At 74.3% G+C, this 18,867-nt stretch carries 17 protein-coding genes; 3 read left to right on the top strand and 14 right to left on the bottom strand.

Annotation, left to right across the window (positions count from 1 at the left end):
* Positions 1–60: 60 nt before the first annotated feature.
* The 7 genes from ACGF7U_RS22550 to glyA all read right to left on the bottom strand — a co-directional run bounded on the left by ACGF7U_RS22550 (position 61) and on the right by glyA (position 4,710).
* Complete coding sequence (locus ACGF7U_RS22550) at positions 61–882, bottom strand: F0F1 ATP synthase subunit delta (protein ID WP_393109586.1); 822 nt, start codon at positions 880–882, stop codon at positions 61–63.
* Entirely contained in the window at positions 882–1,424 is a 543-nt protein-coding gene (locus ACGF7U_RS22545; RefSeq protein WP_393109584.1) for a F0F1 ATP synthase subunit B, read from the bottom strand. Before ACGF7U_RS22545 ends, ACGF7U_RS22550 begins: the two co-directional genes overlap by 1 nt.
* A 29-nt stretch (positions 1,425–1,453) precedes the next feature.
* Positions 1,454–1,681 carry a F0F1 ATP synthase subunit C gene (locus tag ACGF7U_RS22540; RefSeq protein ID WP_393109582.1) on the bottom strand — a complete coding sequence of 76 codons (228 nt, stop codon included), beginning with the start codon at positions 1,679–1,681 and terminating at the stop codon, positions 1,454–1,456.
* A 67-nt stretch (positions 1,682–1,748) separates the two neighbouring features.
* On the bottom strand, positions 1,749–2,546 hold the full coding sequence (gene atpB, locus ACGF7U_RS22535; protein WP_393109580.1) for a F0F1 ATP synthase subunit A: 798 nt from the start codon (positions 2,544–2,546) through the stop codon (positions 1,749–1,751).
* A gap of 11 nt (positions 2,547–2,557) precedes the next feature.
* A complete protein-coding gene (locus tag ACGF7U_RS22530) occupies positions 2,558–2,794 on the bottom strand; it encodes a hypothetical protein (RefSeq protein WP_393109578.1) in 237 nt (78 codons plus the stop codon).
* A 196-nt stretch (positions 2,795–2,990) separates the two neighbouring features.
* Positions 2,991–3,428 (bottom strand): hypothetical protein, encoded by a 438-nt coding sequence (locus tag ACGF7U_RS22525; RefSeq protein ID WP_393109576.1) that lies wholly within the window; start codon positions 3,426–3,428, stop codon positions 2,991–2,993.
* Positions 3,421–4,710 carry a serine hydroxymethyltransferase gene (gene glyA, locus ACGF7U_RS22520; protein ID WP_393109574.1) on the bottom strand — a complete coding sequence of 430 codons (1,290 nt, stop codon included), beginning with the start codon at positions 4,708–4,710 and terminating at the stop codon, positions 3,421–3,423. Before glyA ends, ACGF7U_RS22525 begins: the two co-directional genes overlap by 8 nt.
* Before the next feature lie 35 nt (positions 4,711–4,745).
* Between glyA and ACGF7U_RS22515 the strand changes: the two genes are divergently transcribed.
* The gene (locus ACGF7U_RS22515; RefSeq protein ID WP_393109572.1) at positions 4,746–6,239 is read left to right on the top strand and encodes an SDR family oxidoreductase; all 1,494 of its coding nucleotides are present in this window, start codon (positions 4,746–4,748) and stop codon (positions 6,237–6,239) included.
* A 142-nt stretch (positions 6,240–6,381) separates the two neighbouring features.
* On the opposite strand, the gene ACGF7U_RS22510 is transcribed toward ACGF7U_RS22515, so the two are convergent.
* The 4 genes from ACGF7U_RS22510 to prmC form a co-directional block, all read right to left on the bottom strand.
* A complete protein-coding gene (locus ACGF7U_RS22510) occupies positions 6,382–8,493 on the bottom strand; it encodes a transglycosylase domain-containing protein (RefSeq protein ID WP_393109570.1) in 2,112 nt (703 codons plus the stop codon).
* 181 nt (positions 8,494–8,674) lie between these two features.
* Positions 8,675–9,286, bottom strand: a complete 612-nt coding sequence (locus tag ACGF7U_RS22505) for a phosphotyrosine protein phosphatase (protein WP_393109568.1) — start codon at positions 9,284–9,286, stop codon at positions 8,675–8,677.
* Positions 9,287–9,931 carry an L-threonylcarbamoyladenylate synthase gene (locus ACGF7U_RS22500; RefSeq protein WP_393109642.1) on the bottom strand — a complete coding sequence of 215 codons (645 nt, stop codon included), beginning with the start codon at positions 9,929–9,931 and terminating at the stop codon, positions 9,287–9,289.
* Complete coding sequence (gene prmC / locus ACGF7U_RS22495; RefSeq protein ID WP_393109566.1) at positions 9,931–10,878, bottom strand: peptide chain release factor N(5)-glutamine methyltransferase; 948 nt, start codon at positions 10,876–10,878, stop codon at positions 9,931–9,933. The genes ACGF7U_RS22500 and prmC overlap by 1 nt, the downstream gene beginning before the upstream one ends.
* Before the next feature lie 73 nt (positions 10,879–10,951).
* Here prmC and ACGF7U_RS22490 point away from each other — a divergent pair, with 73 nt between their 5' ends.
* A complete protein-coding gene (locus ACGF7U_RS22490) occupies positions 10,952–12,502 on the top strand; it encodes a GGDEF domain-containing protein (protein ID WP_393109564.1) in 1,551 nt (516 codons plus the stop codon).
* Between the two features lie 65 nt (positions 12,503–12,567).
* Here ACGF7U_RS22490 and prfA read toward each other — a convergent pair whose 3' ends face one another.
* Both prfA and rpmE read right to left on the bottom strand, forming a co-directional pair.
* The gene (gene prfA, locus ACGF7U_RS22485; protein ID WP_393109562.1) at positions 12,568–13,656 is read right to left on the bottom strand and encodes a peptide chain release factor 1; all 1,089 of its coding nucleotides are present in this window, start codon (positions 13,654–13,656) and stop codon (positions 12,568–12,570) included.
* 106 nt (positions 13,657–13,762) lie between these two features.
* Positions 13,763–13,987 (bottom strand): 50S ribosomal protein L31, encoded by a 225-nt coding sequence (gene rpmE / locus ACGF7U_RS22480; RefSeq protein ID WP_393109560.1) that lies wholly within the window; start codon positions 13,985–13,987, stop codon positions 13,763–13,765.
* A 302-nt stretch (positions 13,988–14,289) separates the two neighbouring features.
* Between rpmE and ACGF7U_RS22475 the strand changes: the two genes are divergently transcribed.
* Entirely contained in the window at positions 14,290–15,186 is an 897-nt protein-coding gene (locus ACGF7U_RS22475; protein ID WP_393109558.1) for an AAA family ATPase, read from the top strand.
* Between the two features lie 109 nt (positions 15,187–15,295).
* Here ACGF7U_RS22475 and ACGF7U_RS22470 read toward each other — a convergent pair whose 3' ends face one another.
* Entirely contained in the window at positions 15,296–18,775 is a 3,480-nt protein-coding gene (locus ACGF7U_RS22470) for a phosphodiester glycosidase family protein (protein ID WP_393109556.1), read from the bottom strand.
* Positions 18,776–18,867 lie beyond the last annotated feature (92 nt).

Raw genomic sequence — 18,867 nt, 5'->3', positions numbered from 1 at the left:
GGATACCTAGTACCGACCGGTCCGAATGGCGTGTGTCAGGGCGCTGGGCGGCAGGGCCGCTCAGCGCTTCGCGAGCGCGTTGCGGCTCTCGTTGAGGCGGCGCAGGACGGTGCCGTCGTACAGGTCGGAGCCGACCCGCACGCTCACGCCACCGAGAACTTCGGGGTCCACCGTCTGCTTGACGGAAACCTCTCGACCGTATATCGCGGAGAGGCTCGCGCCCAGCCGGCGCTCCTCCTCCTCGCTCAACGGGGCCGCGACGGTCACGTACGCCACCTGCCGGTCCCGCCGGTCGGCGGCAAGCTCGACCAGCCGGGTGAGCGCCCCGGCGAAGTTGCGTCCGCCGAAGCCGGCGAGCGCGACCCCGACGAGGTAGCCGGTGACCGGCCGGGTCTTGCCGGCGAGCAACTGGTCGACCAGCATGGCCCGCCGGGCGGCGGGGGCGGTCGGGTTGGACAGCGCGCTGGACAGTTCCGGCGAACCGGCGACGACCTGCCCGAAGCGGAACAGCTCGTCCTCGACCTCGCCCAGCTCGCCCGCGGAGTCCGCGCTCGCCAGGAGCGCGTCGATGCCCAGCCGCTCGGCGGCGTCGAGCAGTTCCGACGGCGCCGACCACCGGCCGGAGACCAGCGCGGCGAGCAGGTCCAGCGCCTCGGCGCCGATCTTGCCGCGGAGCACCTCGCCGAGCAGGGCGGCGCGGTCCGCGGCCGAGCGGGCCGGGTCGGAGAGCGCCCGGCGCAGCCGCGGCTCGCGCCGCAGCAGGTCGGCGACGGAGAGGAGTTCGTCGGCGGTGGTGGCCACCGCCGACGGCTCCGCGCCGCGGACGTACGCGTCGAGGCGCTCGGCCGCGACCTTGTACGACTCCCGGCTGGCGGCCTGCATCAGCGGGCCCCCGTGCTCTCGAGACCGCTCAGGAACCGGTCGACGGTGCCCTTGCGACGCGCCTCGTCGGCGAGCGACTCACCGACGATCTTGCTGGCCAGGTCCACCGCGATGGTGCCCACCTCGGTGCGCAGCTCGCGCACGATGGTGGCCCGCTCGGCGGCGAGCTGCTCCTTGCCGGCCGCGATGATCCGGTCGGACTCCTCCCGCGCCTTGGCGAGGATGTCCTGGCGGATGCCCTCGGCGTCGGCCCGGGCGTCGTCCCGGATCTTGGCGGCGTCGGTGCGCGCCTCGGCGAGCTGCGCGCGGTACTGCTCGAGCAGCTGGTTGGCCTCGGCCTGAGCGGCCTCGGCGCGCTTGATGCCACCCTCGATCGCGTCGACCCGCGCCTGGAACGTCTGCTCCATCCGGGGGAAGACGAACTTCATCAGCACGAAGCAGAGGATCGCGAAGGCGATCGTGCCGACCACGATCTCCTGCCAGATGGGCAGGATCGGGTTGTGCGCCGACTCACCACCCTCTGCGGCGAGCAGGTGGTACATGGGTTACCTCCCGGTCCGAGGGGCGGGGGTCAGCCGGCCCAGATGAAGCCGAACGCGATGCCCAGCAGGGCGAGCGCCTCGATGACGGCGAAGCCGATCCAGACGTACGGCAGGGTCATCCGGGACGACTCCGGCTGACGGGCGGTCGACTGGATGTAGGCGGCGAAGACCAGGCCGACGCCGATACCCGGGCCGATGGCGGCAAGGCCGTAGCCGATGGCGGCGGTGCTGCCCTCTACCGCGGCGAGAACGTCCATTGGTTGGTTCCTCCTGGTTATCACGCGTGACGGTCACGCGGGACGACAACGGTTGGTGCGGGATGAATCAGTGCTCGTCGGCGAGCGCGCCCTGCACGTAGCTCGCGGTCAGGACCGTGAAGACGTACGCCTGCAGGCAGATCACCAGGAACTCGAGGAAGGTCAGCGCGACCGTCATCACCCAGGACAGCAGCGAGACCGGCGCGAGCCAGGCGTTCGCGTTGAGCATCGCGAAGCCGCCGAGCGTGAAGACCAGCAGGAGCATGTGGCCGGCGAACATGTTCGCGAAGAGACGCACGGCCAGCGAGAACGGCCGGACGAGGAAGGTCGAGAAGAACTCGATCGGGATCAGCAGCGGCAGGATGTACCAGGGCGCCGGCGGGATGAGCGAGTTCTTGATGAACTTCCCCGCGCCGTGGTGCCGGATGCCGGCGTAGATGAAGAGCACGTAGCTGATCACCGCGAGGATCGCCGGGAAGGCGATGTGCGAGTTCGGCGAGATCTGCAGGCCCGGCACGATCGCGAAGAAGTTGGTCAGCAGGATGAACAGGAACAGCGTGGTGAAGTACGGAGCGAACCGCACACCCGCGTGCCCGATCATGTCGACCGCGATGTTGTTGCGCACGAAGCCGTAGATCGACTCGGCGAGCCACTGCTTCTTCGTGGGGACCAGCTGCGGCTTACGGTAGCTGACCAGGAAGTAGATGATCAGAACGCCGACGGCCAGCCAGACCATCGCCGTGATCTTGGTGAACCAGTAGGAGTTCTCCGCACCCCACGGGAGGATGCTGGGCAGGTAGAAGTCGTCCACGCTGGGTGGGAATGCTGCCTCGCCCTGTGCCAGGACGTTCGCCTGTCCGAACACCGCGTCCCTTCCTAAGTAGGCGTGCCGAGCTTGCGGACGACCAGGATGATTCCCCCGGCCATGCCGAGCACGACGCCGATCCCGGTGGCGACGCCCCCGGAGTCGAGCCACTGGTCGACCAGCCAGCCGATGAAGCCCCACACGAGCATGCCCGCGATCAGATAGCTGAGCGCGGTCCAACCCTGGCCGGCGCCGGGCGGAACGTCGTCCGGGCCGCCGCTGGGTCGGGGGGTTTGGTCACCAGCCATGACGGGGCGAACGATATCAGTCGGGATTACGAGGCTGTGCCTCGCCCCCCGCACAACCGTCGTTGTGTGGGCCTCTGGCGGGCAGCGTCGTCTGTGGGCACGCTACTCCCCTTCCGCCAACCTGGAAACGACCGGTACACGACACGTTCGCGTGCCGTCCGATGTGTGGGACGGTGCCGCTCAGGGACGGTGCCGCTCAGGGACGGACGCGGCGGGCGTGCACGGTGGTGAGCCACCAGATGTGCACGCCGGTCCACACCACCACCCCGGCGGCGATGCCCAGGCAGAGCGGGATCAGCCCCGCCCAGCCGGTCGACGCCACGGCCACCATCACGACGCCGAGCAGGGTCATCTTGGCCGCGTACAGGCCGAGGCCGAACGGGAGCACGAGCTGCGGATTCACCGAGTCGGCCCAGGCCAGCACCACGGTCGTCAGGGTGTAGCTGGCCGCTGTGACACCGACTCCGGCCGCCGCGCCCAGCGCCGCCTCCGCGCCGCCGGTCAGCGCGCCGACCAGCGCGGCCACCGCGATCAGCGCGCCGCTGGTGCCCAGCAGGACCGGCAGGTGCCGCAGCCGCCAACGCCGGTCGGCCGGCGCGGTCGCCGCCGGCTCGCGCACCCCGGGCTCAGCCACGGGGGTACGCCGGGAAGTCGGCGACCAGGGCGGTCACCTCGGACGCGATCCGGGTCAGCTCCTCAGCGCCCCCGGGGGCGGCGGGGTCGGTGCGCACCGCGCGGGCGATCAGCCCGGCGATCCGGTGCATCTCCCCCTCCCGCATCCCCTGCGTGGTCACGCTCGGGGTGCCGACGCGGATGCCGGAGGCGACCATCGGCTTCTGCGGGTCGTACGGGATGGCGTTCTTGTTCAGGGTGATGCCGGCGGCGTCGCAGCGCGCCTCGGCGTCCGCGCCGGTCACCCCGGCCTCGCGCAGGTCGACCAGGGCGAGGTGGGTGTCGGTGCCCCCGGAGACCGGGCGCATGCCCTCGGCGGCCAGCCCGGCGGCGAGCGCCTGGGCGTTGCTCACCACCTGCGCGGCGTACGCCCGGAACTCGGGCTGGGCGGCCTCGCGCAGCGCGACGGCCTTGGCCGCGACGGCGTGCATCAGCGGCCCGCCCTGGGTGAACGGGAAGACCGCCTTGTCGATCCGCTGGGCCAGCGACTCCCGACAGAGGATCATGCCGCCGCGCGGCCCGCGCAGCACCTTGTGCGTGGTGGCGCAGACGACGTCGGCGTGCGGCACCGGCGACGGGACGACCTTCCCCGCGACCAGACCGACGAAGTGCGCCGCGTCCACCATCAGGTACGCCCCGACCTCGTCGGCGATCTCGCGGAACCGCGGGAAGTCGATCAACCGGGGATACGCCGTGGCCCCGCATATGATCATCTTGGGGCGGTGCGCGAGGGCCAGGTCGCGCACCTCGTCGTAGTCGATCAGCTCGGTGTCCCGCCGGACGGTGTAGCCGACGGTGTGGAACCACTTGCCGGAGAAGTTCACCCGGCTGCCGTGGGTGAGGTGCCCGCCGTGCGGCAGGTCCATGGCGAGCACCGTGTCCCCCGGCTGCACCAGCGCGGCGTACGCGGCCAGGTTGGCGCTCGCGCCGGAGTGCGGCTGGAGGTTGGCGTGCTCGGCGCCGAAGAGCTCCTTCGCCCGGGCGATGCCGATCTCCTCGGCCCGGTCCACCTCGGCGCAGCCGCCGTAGTAGCGCCGGCCCGGATAGCCCTCGGCGTACTTGTTGGTCAGGGTGGAGCCGAGCGCCGCCAGCACCGCCGGCGAGGTGAGGTTCTCGCTGGCGATCAGTTGCAGGCCGCCCCGGAGCCGGTCCAGCTCGCCGAGCACCACCCCGGCGATCTCCGGGTCCGTCGCGCGGAGCTGCTCGAAGTCCGGCCCCCAGAAGGTGCTCGTCTCAATAGCCACAACGCCAGAGTCTATTGGGCCGCACACTGGAGGCCGTGAGATGCCTGGTCACCGGAGCGACGGGTTACATCGGCGGGCGGCTCGCGCCCCGGCTGCTGGCCGAGGGGCACGCGGTGCGCTGCCTCGCCCGCAGGGCCGGCCGGCTACGGGACGTGCCGTGGACGGCGCGGGCCGAGATCGCCGAGGGCGACCTGCGCAGACCGGAGACGCTGCCGGCCGCGTTCGAGGGCGTCGACGTCGCCTACTACCTGGTCCACTCGCTCGGACAGGCCGGCTTCGAGGCCGCCGACCGGGAGGCCGCGGCCAACTTCGCGACCGCGGCCCGCGCCGCCGGCGTACGCCGGATCGTCTACCTCGGCGGGCCGGAGCCGGCAGCGGGTCGCCACGTCCCGTCGGCGCACCTGCGGTCCCGGGCCGAGGTCGGGCGGATCCTGCTCGACAGCGGCGTGCCGACGGCGGTGCTGCGGGCGGCGGTGATCATCGGATCCGGGTCGGCCTCGTTCGAGATGCTGCGCTACCTGACCGAGCGGCTGCCGGGCATGGTCACCCCGCGCTGGGTCCGCAACCGGATCCAGCCGATCGCCGTCCGCGACGTGCTGCGCTACCTGGTCGGCTGCGCGGACCTGCCGCCGGAGGTCAACCGCGGCTTCGACATCGGCGGGCCGGACATCCTCACCTTCCAGGACATGATGCAGCGCTATGCGCGGGTCGCCGGGCTGCGCCGGCGGGTCATCCTGCCGGTGCGGCCGCTGACCCCGTCGCTCTCCTCGTACTGGGTCGGGCTGGTCACCCCGGTGCCGAACGCGATCGCCCGGCCGCTGGTGGAGAGCCTCGTCCACGAGGCCGTCGCCCGCGAGCACGACATCGCCGCGTACGTCCCGGACCCGCCGCAGGGGCTGACCGGCTTCGACGAGGCGGTCGCCATGGCCCTGGCGAAGGTGCGCGACGGCGAGGTGGAGACCCGCTGGTCGACGGCGAGCGGCCCGGACGCGCCCGCCGAGCCGCTGCCCACCGACCCGCAGTGGTCCGGCGGCACCGCCTACACCGACGTGCGCGAGCGGGCCGTCCACGCGCCGCCGGAGGCCCTGTGGCGCGTCGTCGAGGGCGTCGGCGGCGAGCACGGCTGGTACTCGTTCCCGTTGGCCTGGTCGGCCCGGGGTTGGCTGGACCGCCTGGTCGGTGGCGTCGGGCTGCGCCGCGGCCGGCGCGACCCGCACCGCCTCCGGGTCGGCGAGGCGCTCGACTTCTGGCGGGTGGAGGAGATCGTGCCGGGCGAGCTGCTGCGGCTGCGCGCCGAGATGCGGCTGCCCGGCCGGGCCTGGCTGGAGATGCGGGTCACCCCGCTCGACGGCGGGCGCAGCCGCTACCACCAGCGGGCGGTGTTCCTGCCCCGCGGGCTGGCCGGGCACGCCTACTGGGGGGCCGTCGCGCCCTTCCACGCGGTGGTCTTCGGCGGGATGGCCCGCAACATCGCCCGGGGCGCGGAGCAGGCGGCCCACCGACCGGCCGTGTCGTCCGGACGCCGCTGACCGGCGACCACCGCGCGCGACCCACCCGTGCGGCTTCCCCTCGGCCGGGCAAGCCGGTCCGCGCCGCCGCGCGCGACCGCCCGCAGGGCTCCCCTCGTCCGGGCCGTCCGCGCGGCCGGTCACGCCCCGGCGGGCGGCCGGCTCAGTTGCCGGTGCGGGCGCCGGAGACCTGGAAGGCGGTCAGCTCGCTGGGCGGCACGAAGTCCCGGACCGGCTGGTCGCGCAGGGTGAAGGAGAGCACCTCGCCCACCGCCTCGACGAGTTGCCGCTGCACCCGCTGGCCGACCGTGTCGCGCGGGTCGTCGGGGTTGGCGGCGATCGAGGCGACCACCAGTTGCGGGGTGAAGGCGACCACGGTCTCGGTCGCGTACCCGTCCGAGCTGCCGGTCTTGCCGGCGACCGGCCGGCCGAGTTGCCGGCGCAGCCCCGTGGCGGTGCCGCCGGCGCACTCCCGGTACATCGACTGGTCGCCGACCGGGCAGCGGGCCGCGTCCGCCGCCGCCCGGGCCACGTCCGCGTCGACCACCTGCCGGCAGTCCGGTTGCGCGGCGGCCACCGGGCGGCCGGCCGCGTCGGCGATCGAGACGACCGGCAGCGGCGCGCACCACGTCCCCTCGGCCGCCACCGCCGCGTACGCGCCGGCGAGGTCGAGCGGCGTGGTGGCGGAGACGCCGAGGGTGAACGGGCCCCACTCGCGCGCGCCGTGGCGGGCCAACCGAGCGTCGTCCTCGGCCCGGAACACGATCCCGAGCCGCTCGGCCATCTCCACCACCCGGTCCGCGCCGACCCGCTCGGTCAGCCACGCGAAGTACGTGTTGACCGACTCGCCGAAGGCGGTCCACATGCTGTGCCGCCCGTCCATCGAGGCGCTGGCGTTCTTCGGGCACCAGTACCCGTCGCAGCTCGCCGACCCGGTCACGGGGAAGTCGGTCACGATCCGGCCCGGCGCGTCGAACTCCGTGCTCAGCGGCAGCCCGGCCTCCAACGCGGCCAGCATGGTGAAGATCTTGAACGTCGAGCCGGCCTGGTAGCCGTCGATCGCCCCGCCCCCGGCGACCAACTGGTTCACCGTGTTCGGGTGGTTCTTCTGTCCGGCCGGGTTGCCCGTCACGCTGTAGTTCCGGTTCACCGCCATGGCGAGCACCCGGCCCGTGCCGGGCTGGACCACGGCCGTCGGCGCCGCCCGGCGGTCGTCCACCTGGTAGATCCGGCGGACCTGCTCGGTGGTGGCGCGCTGCACCGCCGGGTCGAGCGAGGAGACGATGGAGAAGCCACCCCGGCGCAGGGTGAGCTGCCGCTCGTCGACGGTCGCGCCGAACGCCGGCTGGGCGTTCCACCAGCGGGTGAACCAGTCGCAGAAGAAGCCCCAGTCGTTGTGCTCGGCCGGCACCGCCGTGCAGTCGTTCGGCGTCTGGCTGGGGCGCAGGCGCAACTGCTCGGCCCCGGCCCGGGCCGCCGCCTCGGCCGGGACGTGCCCCGACTCGACCAGCCGGTCGAGCACGTACGCCCGGCGGGCGAGCGCCGCGTCCGCGTCGCCGTTGATCGGGTCGTCGGAGTGCGGCGAGCGGACCAGCCCGGCCAGCAGCGCGGCCTCGGCCAGGGTGAGGTCCGCCGGCGTCTTGGAGAAGTAGCGCTTGCTCGCGGCGGCCACCCCGTACGCCCCGGCGCCGAAGTACGCGATGTTGAGGTAGCGGGTGAGGATCTCGTCCTTGGTCAGCTCCCGCTCCAGGGCCAGCGCGTACCGCATCTCCTGGATCTTGCGGGCGGTGGTGAGTTCGGTGGCGGCGGCGCGCTGCCGCTCGCTGAGCCGGGGGTCGTTGCTGAGCACGTTGCGGACGTACTGCATGGTCAGCGTGGACGCGCCCTGCCGGGTCTCCCCGGCCCCCTTGTTGACCGTGAAGGCCCGCACCACGCCGCGCAGGTCGACCCCGCTGTGCTCGTGGAACCGGGCGTCCTCGGCCGCGATGATCGCCTGGCGCATCACCGGCGCGACCTCGGCCAGCGGCACGTCCACCCGGTCCTCCTGGTAGAAGGAGGTGATCAGGGTGGTGCCGTCGTTGGCGTAGAGGTTCGACCGTTGGGGCGTCGGCGGCGTGCGCAGCGTGTTGGGCAGCTCCGAGTACGGCGCGGCGAGCGCCGAGAACCCGACCCCGAACACCAGCGCGACCGGGAGGGCCGCCGCCGCGAGCACCAGGCCGGCGAGCACGCCGGCGATCAGCACGGTAAACAGTTTGTCGAGGCGTGCCCGGGTCATCAGCTCTCCCCGCAGGAGCCGGTCAGGACCCACCCAGAATGACCTGAAAGCCCCTCTTCATCGCCCCTTTCCCCCAAACCCGCAGGAAACTCACGCGCGGGGGTACCTCGGGCGGGTTACGACAGGAGCGCGCGGTCGAGCGGCCCGTCACCGCGGGCGCGCGGGCGAGGACTGGCCGCCGTTACGGCAGGAGCGCGACGGCCAGGGGGTGGACGGTCTCCTCGATCTCGTCGGCCACCCGGCTGAAGCACTGGTCGCCGCGCCCCCACGGGTCGTCGAGATCGTCGGTGGGCAGCGCGGTGGCGCCCTGGCGGGCGGCGTGGGCGGCGGCCACCAGGGCCACGCCGCGCGCGTACACCCCCTCCGGGGTGGCCTCGGCCGGGGGCAGCCCGGCCGCGTCCACCGCGGCGAGCAGCCGGCCGAACTCGCCCAGCACGAACGTGCGCGACGCGGCGTCCGGGCGCAGCGCCACCACGTACTCCTGCTGGTCCGCCGTGGCGGTGAGCACCAGGTCGGCGGCGTCGATGTGGTCCGAGCGGAGCTTGCGGGCGGCGAAACCGGAGACGCTGCCGCCCCGGTTGGTCACCTGGCGGGCGGCCGGCGGGTTCATCTCCTCGCCGGCGTGCCAGCCGCCGGTGCCGGCGCTGTGGCTGTGCACCAGCTCGTCGGCGCGGCCCGGGTCGGCCTCCCGCCGGGCCAGCCGCTCCCGGACGGCGAGGGCCAGCAGCCGCTCGGCCATCGGGGACCGGCAGATGTTGCCCATGCAGACGTGCAACACGGTGAACGGCGGCACTCAGACCCCCTGGCCGGCGAGGATGTCCGGCACCACGTCGCGCAGCTTCTCCAGCGGGACCGCGCCCGACCGGAGGACCCGCGGCGCCTCGCCGGTGAGGTCGACGATCGTGCTCGGCACCGGGTCCGGGCACGGGCCGGCCTCCAGGTAGGCCCGGACGGAGTAGGCGAGCTGGTCGCGGGCCTGCTCGGCGGTGAGCGCGGCCGGCTGGCCCGTCTTGTTGGCCGAGGCGACCGCCATCGGGCCGGTCTCGCGCAGCACCTCCAGCGCCACCGGGTGCAGCGGCATCCGCACCGCCACCGTCCCGGACGTGTCGCCCAGGTCCCAGCGCAGGCTCGGCGAGTGCTCGACGACGATGGTCAGCGCGCCCGGCCAGAACGCCTCCACCAGGTCGCGCGCCGCCTGGGGCAGCGAGTAGACCAGGCCGTCGAGGGTGTGCCGGGAGCCGATCAGCACCGGCGGCGGCACGTGGCGGCCGCCCTTGGCGTCCAGCAGGGCCTTGACCGCGTACGGGGTGAACGCGTCCGCGCCGATCCCGTAGACCGTGTCGGTCGGCAGGACGACCAGTTCGCCGTTCTTGACCGCCTCGATGGCCGCGGCGATGCCGCGGTCCCGGTCGGCGGGCGACCGGCAGTCGTAGAGCATCACGAGGAGTCAGTCTGCCACGCCGCGTCGGCGCGGGCGTGCGGGCCGTCCGCCCGCCGGGACGCGGTCGCGAAGCGCGGTCGCCCCGCCAGGTCCCGGTGGTCGGTGACCGCCTCGAACCGGCCGTCCGCGGCCAGCAGGTCGGGCACCGCCGTGCCGTGCGTGTCGTCGTGCTCGACGCCGAACACCCCGCCGGGGCGCAGCAGGGCCGCCGCCCGGACGACCAGCGGGCGGATCACCGCGAGGCCGTCCGCCCCGCCGAAGACCGCGCTCGCCGGGTCGTGCCGACCCACCTCCGGCGGTACGGGCACGTCGGACGGCACGTACGGCGGATTGCAGAGCAGCACGTCGACCCGGCCCACGAGGTCGGCCAGCAGGTCCGGGGCGGTGACGTCCGCCTCGACCACCTCGATCGGCCGGTCCCCCGTCGCGGCGCGGGCGGCCGCGTTGCGCCGCAGCCAGGGCAGGGCATCGGCCGAGCGTTCCACCGCCACCACCCGGGCCGCCGGCAGCTCCTGGGCGACCGACAGGGCGATGGCGCCCGAGCCGCTGCACAGGTCCACCACCAGCGGCGCGGCCAGCTCCCGGCCCCGCGCGATCCCCCAGCCGGCGAGCAGCTCGGTCTCCGGCCGGGGCACGAAGACGCCCGGCCCGACGGCCAGGTCCAGGTGCCGGAAGCCGGCGACGCCGGTGAGGTGCTGCAACGGCTCCCGGTCGGCCCGCCGGGCGACCAGCCCGTCGAACCGGTCGAGCTGCTCGGCGGTGAAGCCGTCGGCCAGCGCCAGCCGCCCCCGGGGCACCCCCAGCACGTACGCGGCCAGCTGCTCGGCCTCGGCGCGGGCCGCCTCGATCCCGGCGTCGGCGAGCGCCCGTGCCGCCCGGGCCACCGCCACGGAAGGGCGTTGTCGTCTCGTCCCTTCGGACGGCTGTTGCGGCGCGGTCGTCACGAGATAATCATGGGGCGTCGCGGCGGACATCACGAGCGGATGCGTCCGGGCGCACACCGACAGGAGGTCGCGGGTGGGTTGGCTCGACCGGGTCACCGACCAGGTTGACGCCCTGACGCGGTCGCGGGCGTTGCAGGAGTCCAGCCGTTCCGCGGAGGCGTACGCGATCCTCGAACGCGTCATCGGCACCACCACCGACCCGTACGCGCGGGCCGACGCCCTGGTGCAGCGCCTCTCGGCAGTGATCAACCTCGGGCGGACGGCCGAGTACACGCGGGCCGTCGAGGATGCCTCCAGCGCCGTGCGCGACCTCGCCGAGCCCTACCTGCACGGGCACCTCAACGCGCTGGCGGCACTCGCCGCGCACCACCAGGGCGCGCTGGACCGCTGCGTCACCCACCTGGTGAAGGCCGCCCGGGCGCTGGGCGCGGTGGCGGACCCGGACCGGGACACCGCGTGGGGCTGGCACGACCTGGCGATGGCCTACTCCTACCTCAGCTTCCACGGCTACGCCCTCGGGGCGATCGAGCGGGCCCGGCAGCTCGGGACGGCCGCCGGCATCCCGGAGGAGACGTTCGCCGCCCCGGGGATCCGGCTGCGCAACGCGGTGGCGCTGGACCACAACGGCGACAGCGACGGCTGCCTGCGGGTGCTGCGGGACGTCGCCGCCGACCTGGACCGGTTCCTGCGCAGCGGCCGGGCCGGGAGGCTGCGCCCGAGCAGCCTGGCCGCGTACGGCTACGCCGCCGCCCGGCGGGGAGCCCTCGGCGACCGGCTGGAGGCCGGCACGGACGCCGCCCCGGCGCGGCTGCTCGGCCACGGCGGGGACAGCGCCCGGGCCCGCGACATGCGCCAGCTCGGCCAGGTCTGCCTGGCCGTCGCGGAGGAGCGGCCCATCGAGGCGGTCGCCCGGTTGGACACCGTCCAGGTCTCCAGCGAGACGCTGGGCGCGGCCGAACCGGCGCGGCTGCGCAGCATCGCCCTGGCCCGCTCCGGCGACCACGCGGGTGCGCACCGGGCCGACCGGCTGGCGTTCCGGCTGGCCGCCCAGCGCAACGACCGGCTCCGGGACGTCTACATCGACGGCATCGCGGCCCGCATCGACCACGAGGAGATGCGCCGCGAGGCGGCCCGCTTCGAGGGCGAGGCGCTGACCGACCCGCTGACCGGGCTGCCCAACCGGCGCCGGCTGGAGCGCTACATCGCCACGGTGGTCGCCGGCGGCGACCGGGTGGTGATCGGCGTCTGCGACCTGGACGGCTTCAAGGCGGTCAACACCCGGCACGGCCACCACTCCGGCGACCTGGTGCTCCAGCGCGTCGCCGGGGTGATCAACCGGGTGATGCGCCGGGGCGACTTCGTGGCGCGCTACGGCGGCGACGAGTTCGTGGTGGTGCTCCCCCACGCCGGGATGGCCGAGGCGGCCGAGGTGGGTCGCCGGATCGACGCCGCGGTGCGCACGGAGGACTGGGAGTCGCTGGTGCCCGGCACCCCGGTCGGGGTCAGCGTCGGCTTCGCCGAGGTGGGCGGCGCCGGCCCCGGCCTGCGCGACGCCCTCAGCGCCGCCTTCGAGGCCGCCGACCGCGAGATGCTCCGGGCGAAGACCCGCCCCCGCGCCTCCTGACCCGCCCGCACCGGACCCGGTCCGGCGGCGGGGTTCGCGGGTGGCGGGCGCCGCCGACCGGACGGTCAGCGGCGGCTCAGCTCCGTGTCGCCGGCCAGGCGGGCGGCGCGGTCGGCCTCCGCGAGGGCGTCGAGGACGCCGTCCAGGTCGCCGGCGAGGGCCAGGTCCAGGTTGTACGCGGTGTAGCCGATCCGGTGGTCGGTGATCCGGTTCTGGGGGAAGTTGTACGTGCGGATGCGCTCCGAGCGGTCCACGGTGCGCACCTGCGCCTTGCGGGCGTCCGAGGCGGCCGCGTCGGCCTGCTCCTGGGCCGCGGCCAGCAGCCGGGCGCGCAGGATCCGCATCGCCTGCTCCCGGTTCTGCAACTGGGACTTCTCGTTCTGGCAGGAGACCACGATCCCGGTCGGGACGTGGGTGATCCGCACCGCCGAGTCGGTGGTGTTCACCGACTGGCCGCCCGGCCCGGACGAGCGGAACACGTCGATGCGCAGGTCGTTCGGGTCGATGGTGACGTCGACGTCCTCGGCCTCGGGCAGCACCAGCACGCCGGCGGCGCTGGTGTGGATCCGGCCCTGCGACTCGGTGACCGGGACACGCTGCACCCGGTGCACGCCGCCCTCCCACTTGAGCCGGGACCAGACGCCGTTGCCGCCCTCCGGCACGCCCTTGGTCTTGATCGCCAGCGAGACGTCCTTCACCCCGCCGAGGTCCGAGTCCTGCGCGTCGATCACCTCGGTGAGCCAGCCGCGCCGCTCGGCGTACCGGGTGTACATCCGCAGCAGGTCACCGGCGAAGAGCGCGGACTCCTCACCGCCCTCGCCGGCCTTGATCTCGACGATCACGTCCTTGGCGTCGTGCGGGTCGCGCGGGATCAGCAGCTCCGCCAGCCGCTCCTCCAACGCCGGCAGGGTTGCCGCGATCGAGTCCGCCTCGGCCGCGAAGGACGGATCCTCGGCGGCCAACTCCCGGGCGGCGGCGAGGTCGGCGCGGGCCTGCTCCAGCTCCCCGGCCGCCTTGTGCAGTCCGACCAGCTCGGCGTACCGACGGCCGACCCGGCGGGCGGCGCCCTGGTCGGCGTGGATGGCCGGGTCCGCCAGCCGCTTCTCCAGCTCGGCGTACTCGTCGAGGAGGGCGGCCAGGCGCTCGCTGCTCATGCTGGGGAAGCTCCTTCGGCGACGACGGGGCGGGAGACGGAACCAGGGTGGATACGGACGACGCCCGCGTCCGGCACGAAACCGGGCGCGGGCGCCGAACGAGGAGTTACTTGGCCTTCTTGGCCTGAACCTTGGCGTACTTCTGCTGGAACTTCGCGACCCGCCCGGCGGTGTCCAGGACGCGCTGCTTGCCGGTGTAGAACGGGTGGCAGGCGCTGCAGGTCTCGACGTGGATCGCGCCGCCCTTGGCGGTGCTGCGGGTGCTGAAGGTGTTGCCGCAGGAGCAGGTGACCTCGGTCGTCACGTACTCCGGGTGGATGTTGGGCTTCATGTCGCCTCGGTCCTTTCGTGGATGGTCGCCGGGTCGCCGTCGGTGTCCGTCGCCACGTGCGACGGGCTCGGGCGTGAACCGGAACCGGTGGCCGATTGACCAGTGTGCCATGGGCGCGGGCCGGCCCGGCAATCGGGCCGCACGGCTGGTCCGGCATCGACAACGCACGCCCCGTCTCCCGCATTCCCGCCGCCTGGCGGGGCATTCACCCGGCACGGCCGCCGCCGGCGGCGGTGCCCCGTCCGGGGCACGTCGCGGCGGAGGCGCCGCCCGCCCGCCGAGACGTACGACACGGAGGAGCGATGAGCCGCCTGATCGCCACCCGGGGACTGCCCGCCTCCGGCAAGACCACCTTCGCCCGGACGCTGCAACCGTCCGTGGTCCGCGTCAACCGCGACGACCTGCGCCGGATGTTGCACGGCGAGCGGCTGTTCACCCAGTGGGCCGAGTGGCAGGTGACCGTCGCGCAGCGGGCGCAGGTCGAGGCGCTGCTGCGGGCGCGGGCGGACGTCTGCGTCGACGACACCAACCTGCGGTCGCGGACCCTGCGGGACTGGGCCGACCTGGCCGCCCGGCACGGCGCCGAGTTCGAGGTGCACGACTTCACCGACGTGCCGCTGGCGGAGTGCCTGCGCCGCGACGCCGCCCGCCCGGAGGCCGACCGGGTCGGTGAGGCGTGGATCCGCCGGCTGCACGAGCGCTACCTGGAGGGGCGCCCCCTGCCGCTGCCGGTGCCGCAGGCCCGCACGGGGCGGCCGGCCACGGTGCACGCCCCGTCGACCGAACCGCCGGAGATCGTCCTGGTCGACATCGACGGCACGGTCGCGCTGAACGTCTCGCGCAGCCCGTACGACATGACCCGCGTCGGCGAGGACGAGCCGAACCCGGCGGTGATCGCGGCGGTCCGGGCCATGCACGCGGCCGGGTACGGGGTGGTCTTCTGCTCCGGCCGGGACGCCACCGCCCGAACCGCCACCGAGGCGTGGCTGGCCCGGCACGTCCGGGTCCCCTACCTCGGGCTGCACCTGCGGGCCGTCGGGGACAACCGCAAGGACTCGGTGGTGAAGCGGGAGATCTACGAACGCGAGGTCGCCGACCGCTACCGGGTGGTGGGTGTCTTCGACGACCGTCAGCAGGTGGTGCGGATGTGGCGGTCCCTCGGCCTGACCGTCTTCCAGGTGGCCGAGGGCGACTTCTGAGCCCGACGGACACCCGAGGCCCGCACCGGAGTCGGTGCGGGCCTCGGGCGGTGCCGGTCCGGTCCCCCTCCCGCGCGCTGTGGCGTCGGGAGGGGCCCTCGGCCGCGCGTCAGGCGGCGGGGGCCTCGGCGGCGGCGGTCAGGGTGACGGTCGCCTCGGCGCGCACGCCGTTTACGTCGACGGCCAGCTTGACCTGGGCGCCGGGACGCAGGGCGGTGAGCGTGCCCGTGGCGGGGTCGAAGCGGGCCACGTGCCAGGGCTTCAGCCCGAGGATCGAGCCGACGTGCACGTTCGGCGAGGCGGACCAGTCCGCGCTCACCGGCGCCGCCACCGGCACCGCACGCCCGCCCGGCTGGGTCACCGTGGCGGTGACCAGGGCCGGGGCGCCGACGGCGACGCTGGCCGGAGCGGCCAGCGCGAGCCGGTCGACGTGCGCGTGGAACTCGGCGGCGACCCAGCGCGGGCCCTCGACGAGCGGGTTCCGCCGGGCCCGGTCGGCCTCGGCCGGGCTCACCGGGTCCACGCCGAACTCGGTCCACCCGGTGAAGCCGCCCTGGTCCGCCGGGGTGGACGGGTTCTTGCCCGCGTTGCCGTTGATCAGGTACGGCACCCCGTCGACCCGGTCGGCGTGGAAGGTGCCGACGTGCCCGCCGACGAAGACCGCTCCCTTGCCGGTGCGGTGCTGGAAGTCGGCCAGCCACTGCTCCAGCAGCGCCGCCTCCTTCCGATCGGCGAGCTGACTGGCCTTGGCGGGGCTCGGGTCGCGCGGCGGGTGGTGGTGCAGCACGGCCACCGAGCCGACGGCCGGGTCGCCGGCCGCCGAGTCGAGCGCCTCGCGCAGCATCCGCACCTGGTCGAAGCCGCCGCCGCGCAGCGAGCCGGTCGACGAGTTCAGCGTGACGAACCGGGTGCCCTTGTGGTCGAAGACCCGCTGGGTGTCCCCGAACGCGGCCCGGAAGTTGGCGATGGGGGCGCCCATGATCTCGTGGTTGCCGGGCACGTAGTAGTACGGCAGCTCCCCGCCCAGCTCCTCGTCCAGGATCCGCTTCGCCAGCGCGAAGTCGGCCGGGTACGCGGTGTCCACGAAGTCGCCGTTGATCACCAGGAAGTCCGGCTTCGCGGCCTTGACCTCGCGGAGCGTACGGCGGGCCTGGGCGACCAGGTCGCTGTCCGGGTCCGCCGCGACGAACTGCGCGTCGGACATGACCGCGAAGCGCCAGGGCGCGCCGTCGACCGTGCCGTCGCGGAGCACCACCCGGTCGGTGCGCGGCGCCTCGGCCGGCGCGTCGAGCGTCGGCGGCACCTTCGCCACCAGGTCGTCGATGACCACCTCGCTGCGGTACTGCGCGGCGGCGTTGGTCTCGGCCACGTAGAACCGGCGGACCCGCACCGGGTACTGCACCCCGGCGGGCACGGCGAACTCGACGTACCTCCAGCCCTTCCAGGTGATCAGCGGGCCACGCAGGACGTGCTGGGTGTTCTGCGCGTCGTGCAGGTGCAGGCTGGGCCACTCCCCGGTGCCGTTGCCGTGGATCCACATCCCGAACGCCTGCGGCTGGCCGGGCACGTCGATCCAGGCCGGCGGGTCGGCGTACGCGGCCCGGGTGCCGGTGGACTGGCTGAAGTCGTACGTCATCTTCAGGCCGGTGCCGGTGTGGCCGGGCGCCGGGGCGACCGCGCCGCTGGCCCGGGCCTGGCTGAACTTCCAGGCCGCCGCGTCGTCGAAGGTGGCGACCGGCACGTCGGTGAGCCCGACGGTGACGGGCAGGACGGTGCTGCGGCGGCCGACCGTGACGGTGACGAGCGCCGAGCCGGTGTCCCGCAGCGCGGTGACGGCGAGGTTGCCGTCGGCGGTCGGGGTGACCCGGAGCAGGTCCCGGTCGTAGTCGAGCTTCAGGTCGGCGGGCTCGATCGGGGCGGTGTTGCCCTCGGCGTCGTAGCCGACCACACCGAACAGCGCGCTGCCCTGCGCGCCGTCCAGGCCGACCCGGTCCACGGTGGAGTCGATCCGGGCCAGCGGGCCGAGCACGGTGAGGTCCAGGGTGCCGCTCGCCTCGTCCCGCCAGGCGGTGACCGTGGCGCGGCCGGGCACGCCGGCCCGGAAGACGCCGTCGTCGACCGTGCCGTGCACCGCCGGGTTGGCCCGCCACTTCGGGGCGCCGGCCGCCGGGCCGTACGTCTCGTCGTGGCCGGCGGCGGTGAGCCGGCGGGTCAGTCCGGGGAAGACCCGGTCGGGGCGGCCGCCGCGCACCGGCGCGACGCCCGGCGCGCTGGTCGGGTCGCTGGCGGTCTCCAGCCAGTACCCGGTCAGCCGGCCGCTGCCCTTGGGCGCGTAGAGGGCCAGGCCGTTGGGCACCGCGCGCTCCGTGCCGTCGGACGGGCTGTTCTCCACCTGCACGGCTTCCGCGCCCGGCTCGCGGGCGAGCAGCGTGGACGAGCCGCCACCGTCGAGGTTGAGCGCGTGGTGGGCGCCGAGTTCGGCCATCATCCGGCCCATCTCGGTCTGGGTGACGCCGCGGCTGTCGACCTGCCGGCCGTCGACGGTGAGCATGATCATGCGTCGGCCGTCGGCGGAGAAGCCGACCGCCGTGCGCGGGGCCAGCGACGCGTCGGCGATGCTCTGCACCACGCCGTCGCGGACCAGCACGTTGCCGCCGCCGACCGCCGCGTGCAGGTTGCTGCCGTCGGCCGGCTTGGGCTGCCAGGCGACCGTCACCGGGTCGCCGGGGCGCAGCCCGGCGAGGGCGTCCGCGCCGGCGTCGCGGCCGAGCAGCACGGTGGTGCCGGCGGGGATCGGCCCGCTGCCGGCCGTCGTGCCCACCGTGGCGACGCGGCCGTCGACCACCGCGACCTCCCTGACGTGGGCGGCGCCGGCCACCGCGCGTTCCCGGGTGTACGAACCCCAGAGCGCGGTGAACACGCCGATCCCGTTCGCCTGGATCATGTTGTTGAACTGGGTCAGCGTCACCGGGCCGGTGGGCAGCGTCGCGGTGCCGTCGAAGTTCACCTCGATCACCCGGCCGAGCCCCTCGGTGGTGATCGCGACGGCGTTGCGGTGCCCGCTCACGGCGGACTGGACCAGCTGGCCGTCCCGGATGCCGACGCCCTGGGCGGCGCCCGAGTTGTTGATGTCGAAGAAGTCGCCGTTGACGGCGGCCACCGCGCGGGAGGCGTCCACCGCGCGGCGCAGCGGCTCGGCCCGGCTGACGGCGCCGGAGTTCACGTAGTCGACGGTGACGCCGCCGGTGAGGTCGGCCGTCAGCGCGTCGGCGCGCAGCCAGCCGTCGGCGTCGTACCGGTCGAAGGAGGTCAGTTGGAGGCCCGGGGCGACCGGGCGGGTGGTCTTGGCGGTCTCCAGCCCGCCGGCCGGCTCCACACCGGTCGGGGATCCGGCGGCCGGGTCGCCGGAGAGCGTCACGGAGTCCGCGGGGTACGAGGAGGCGCGAGGGGCGTCCTCGGCAGCGGTGACGGAGGGGTCGGTGGCCGGACTCGGCGCACCGGCGGTCGCCGGCACTGTGCCGGCCATGGTGAGCAGCGGCGTCAACAGCAGGACGCCGGCAAGACGGGCGGATCGTCTGCGGGTACGCATGGTCGACAGTCAACCGGACTATGAATAGAAGTTTCAATACCTGGCAACCAAACCGAAGGAAAACTCCACCCCTCGGACGGGGCGGCAGGGAG

It is taken from the genome of Micromonospora sp. NPDC047670, assembly GCF_043204915.1.
In the GTDB taxonomy this organism is placed as follows: Bacteria; Actinomycetota; Actinomycetes; order Mycobacteriales; family Micromonosporaceae; genus Micromonospora.
This window is presented reverse-complemented; position numbering and strand designations above follow the sequence as displayed.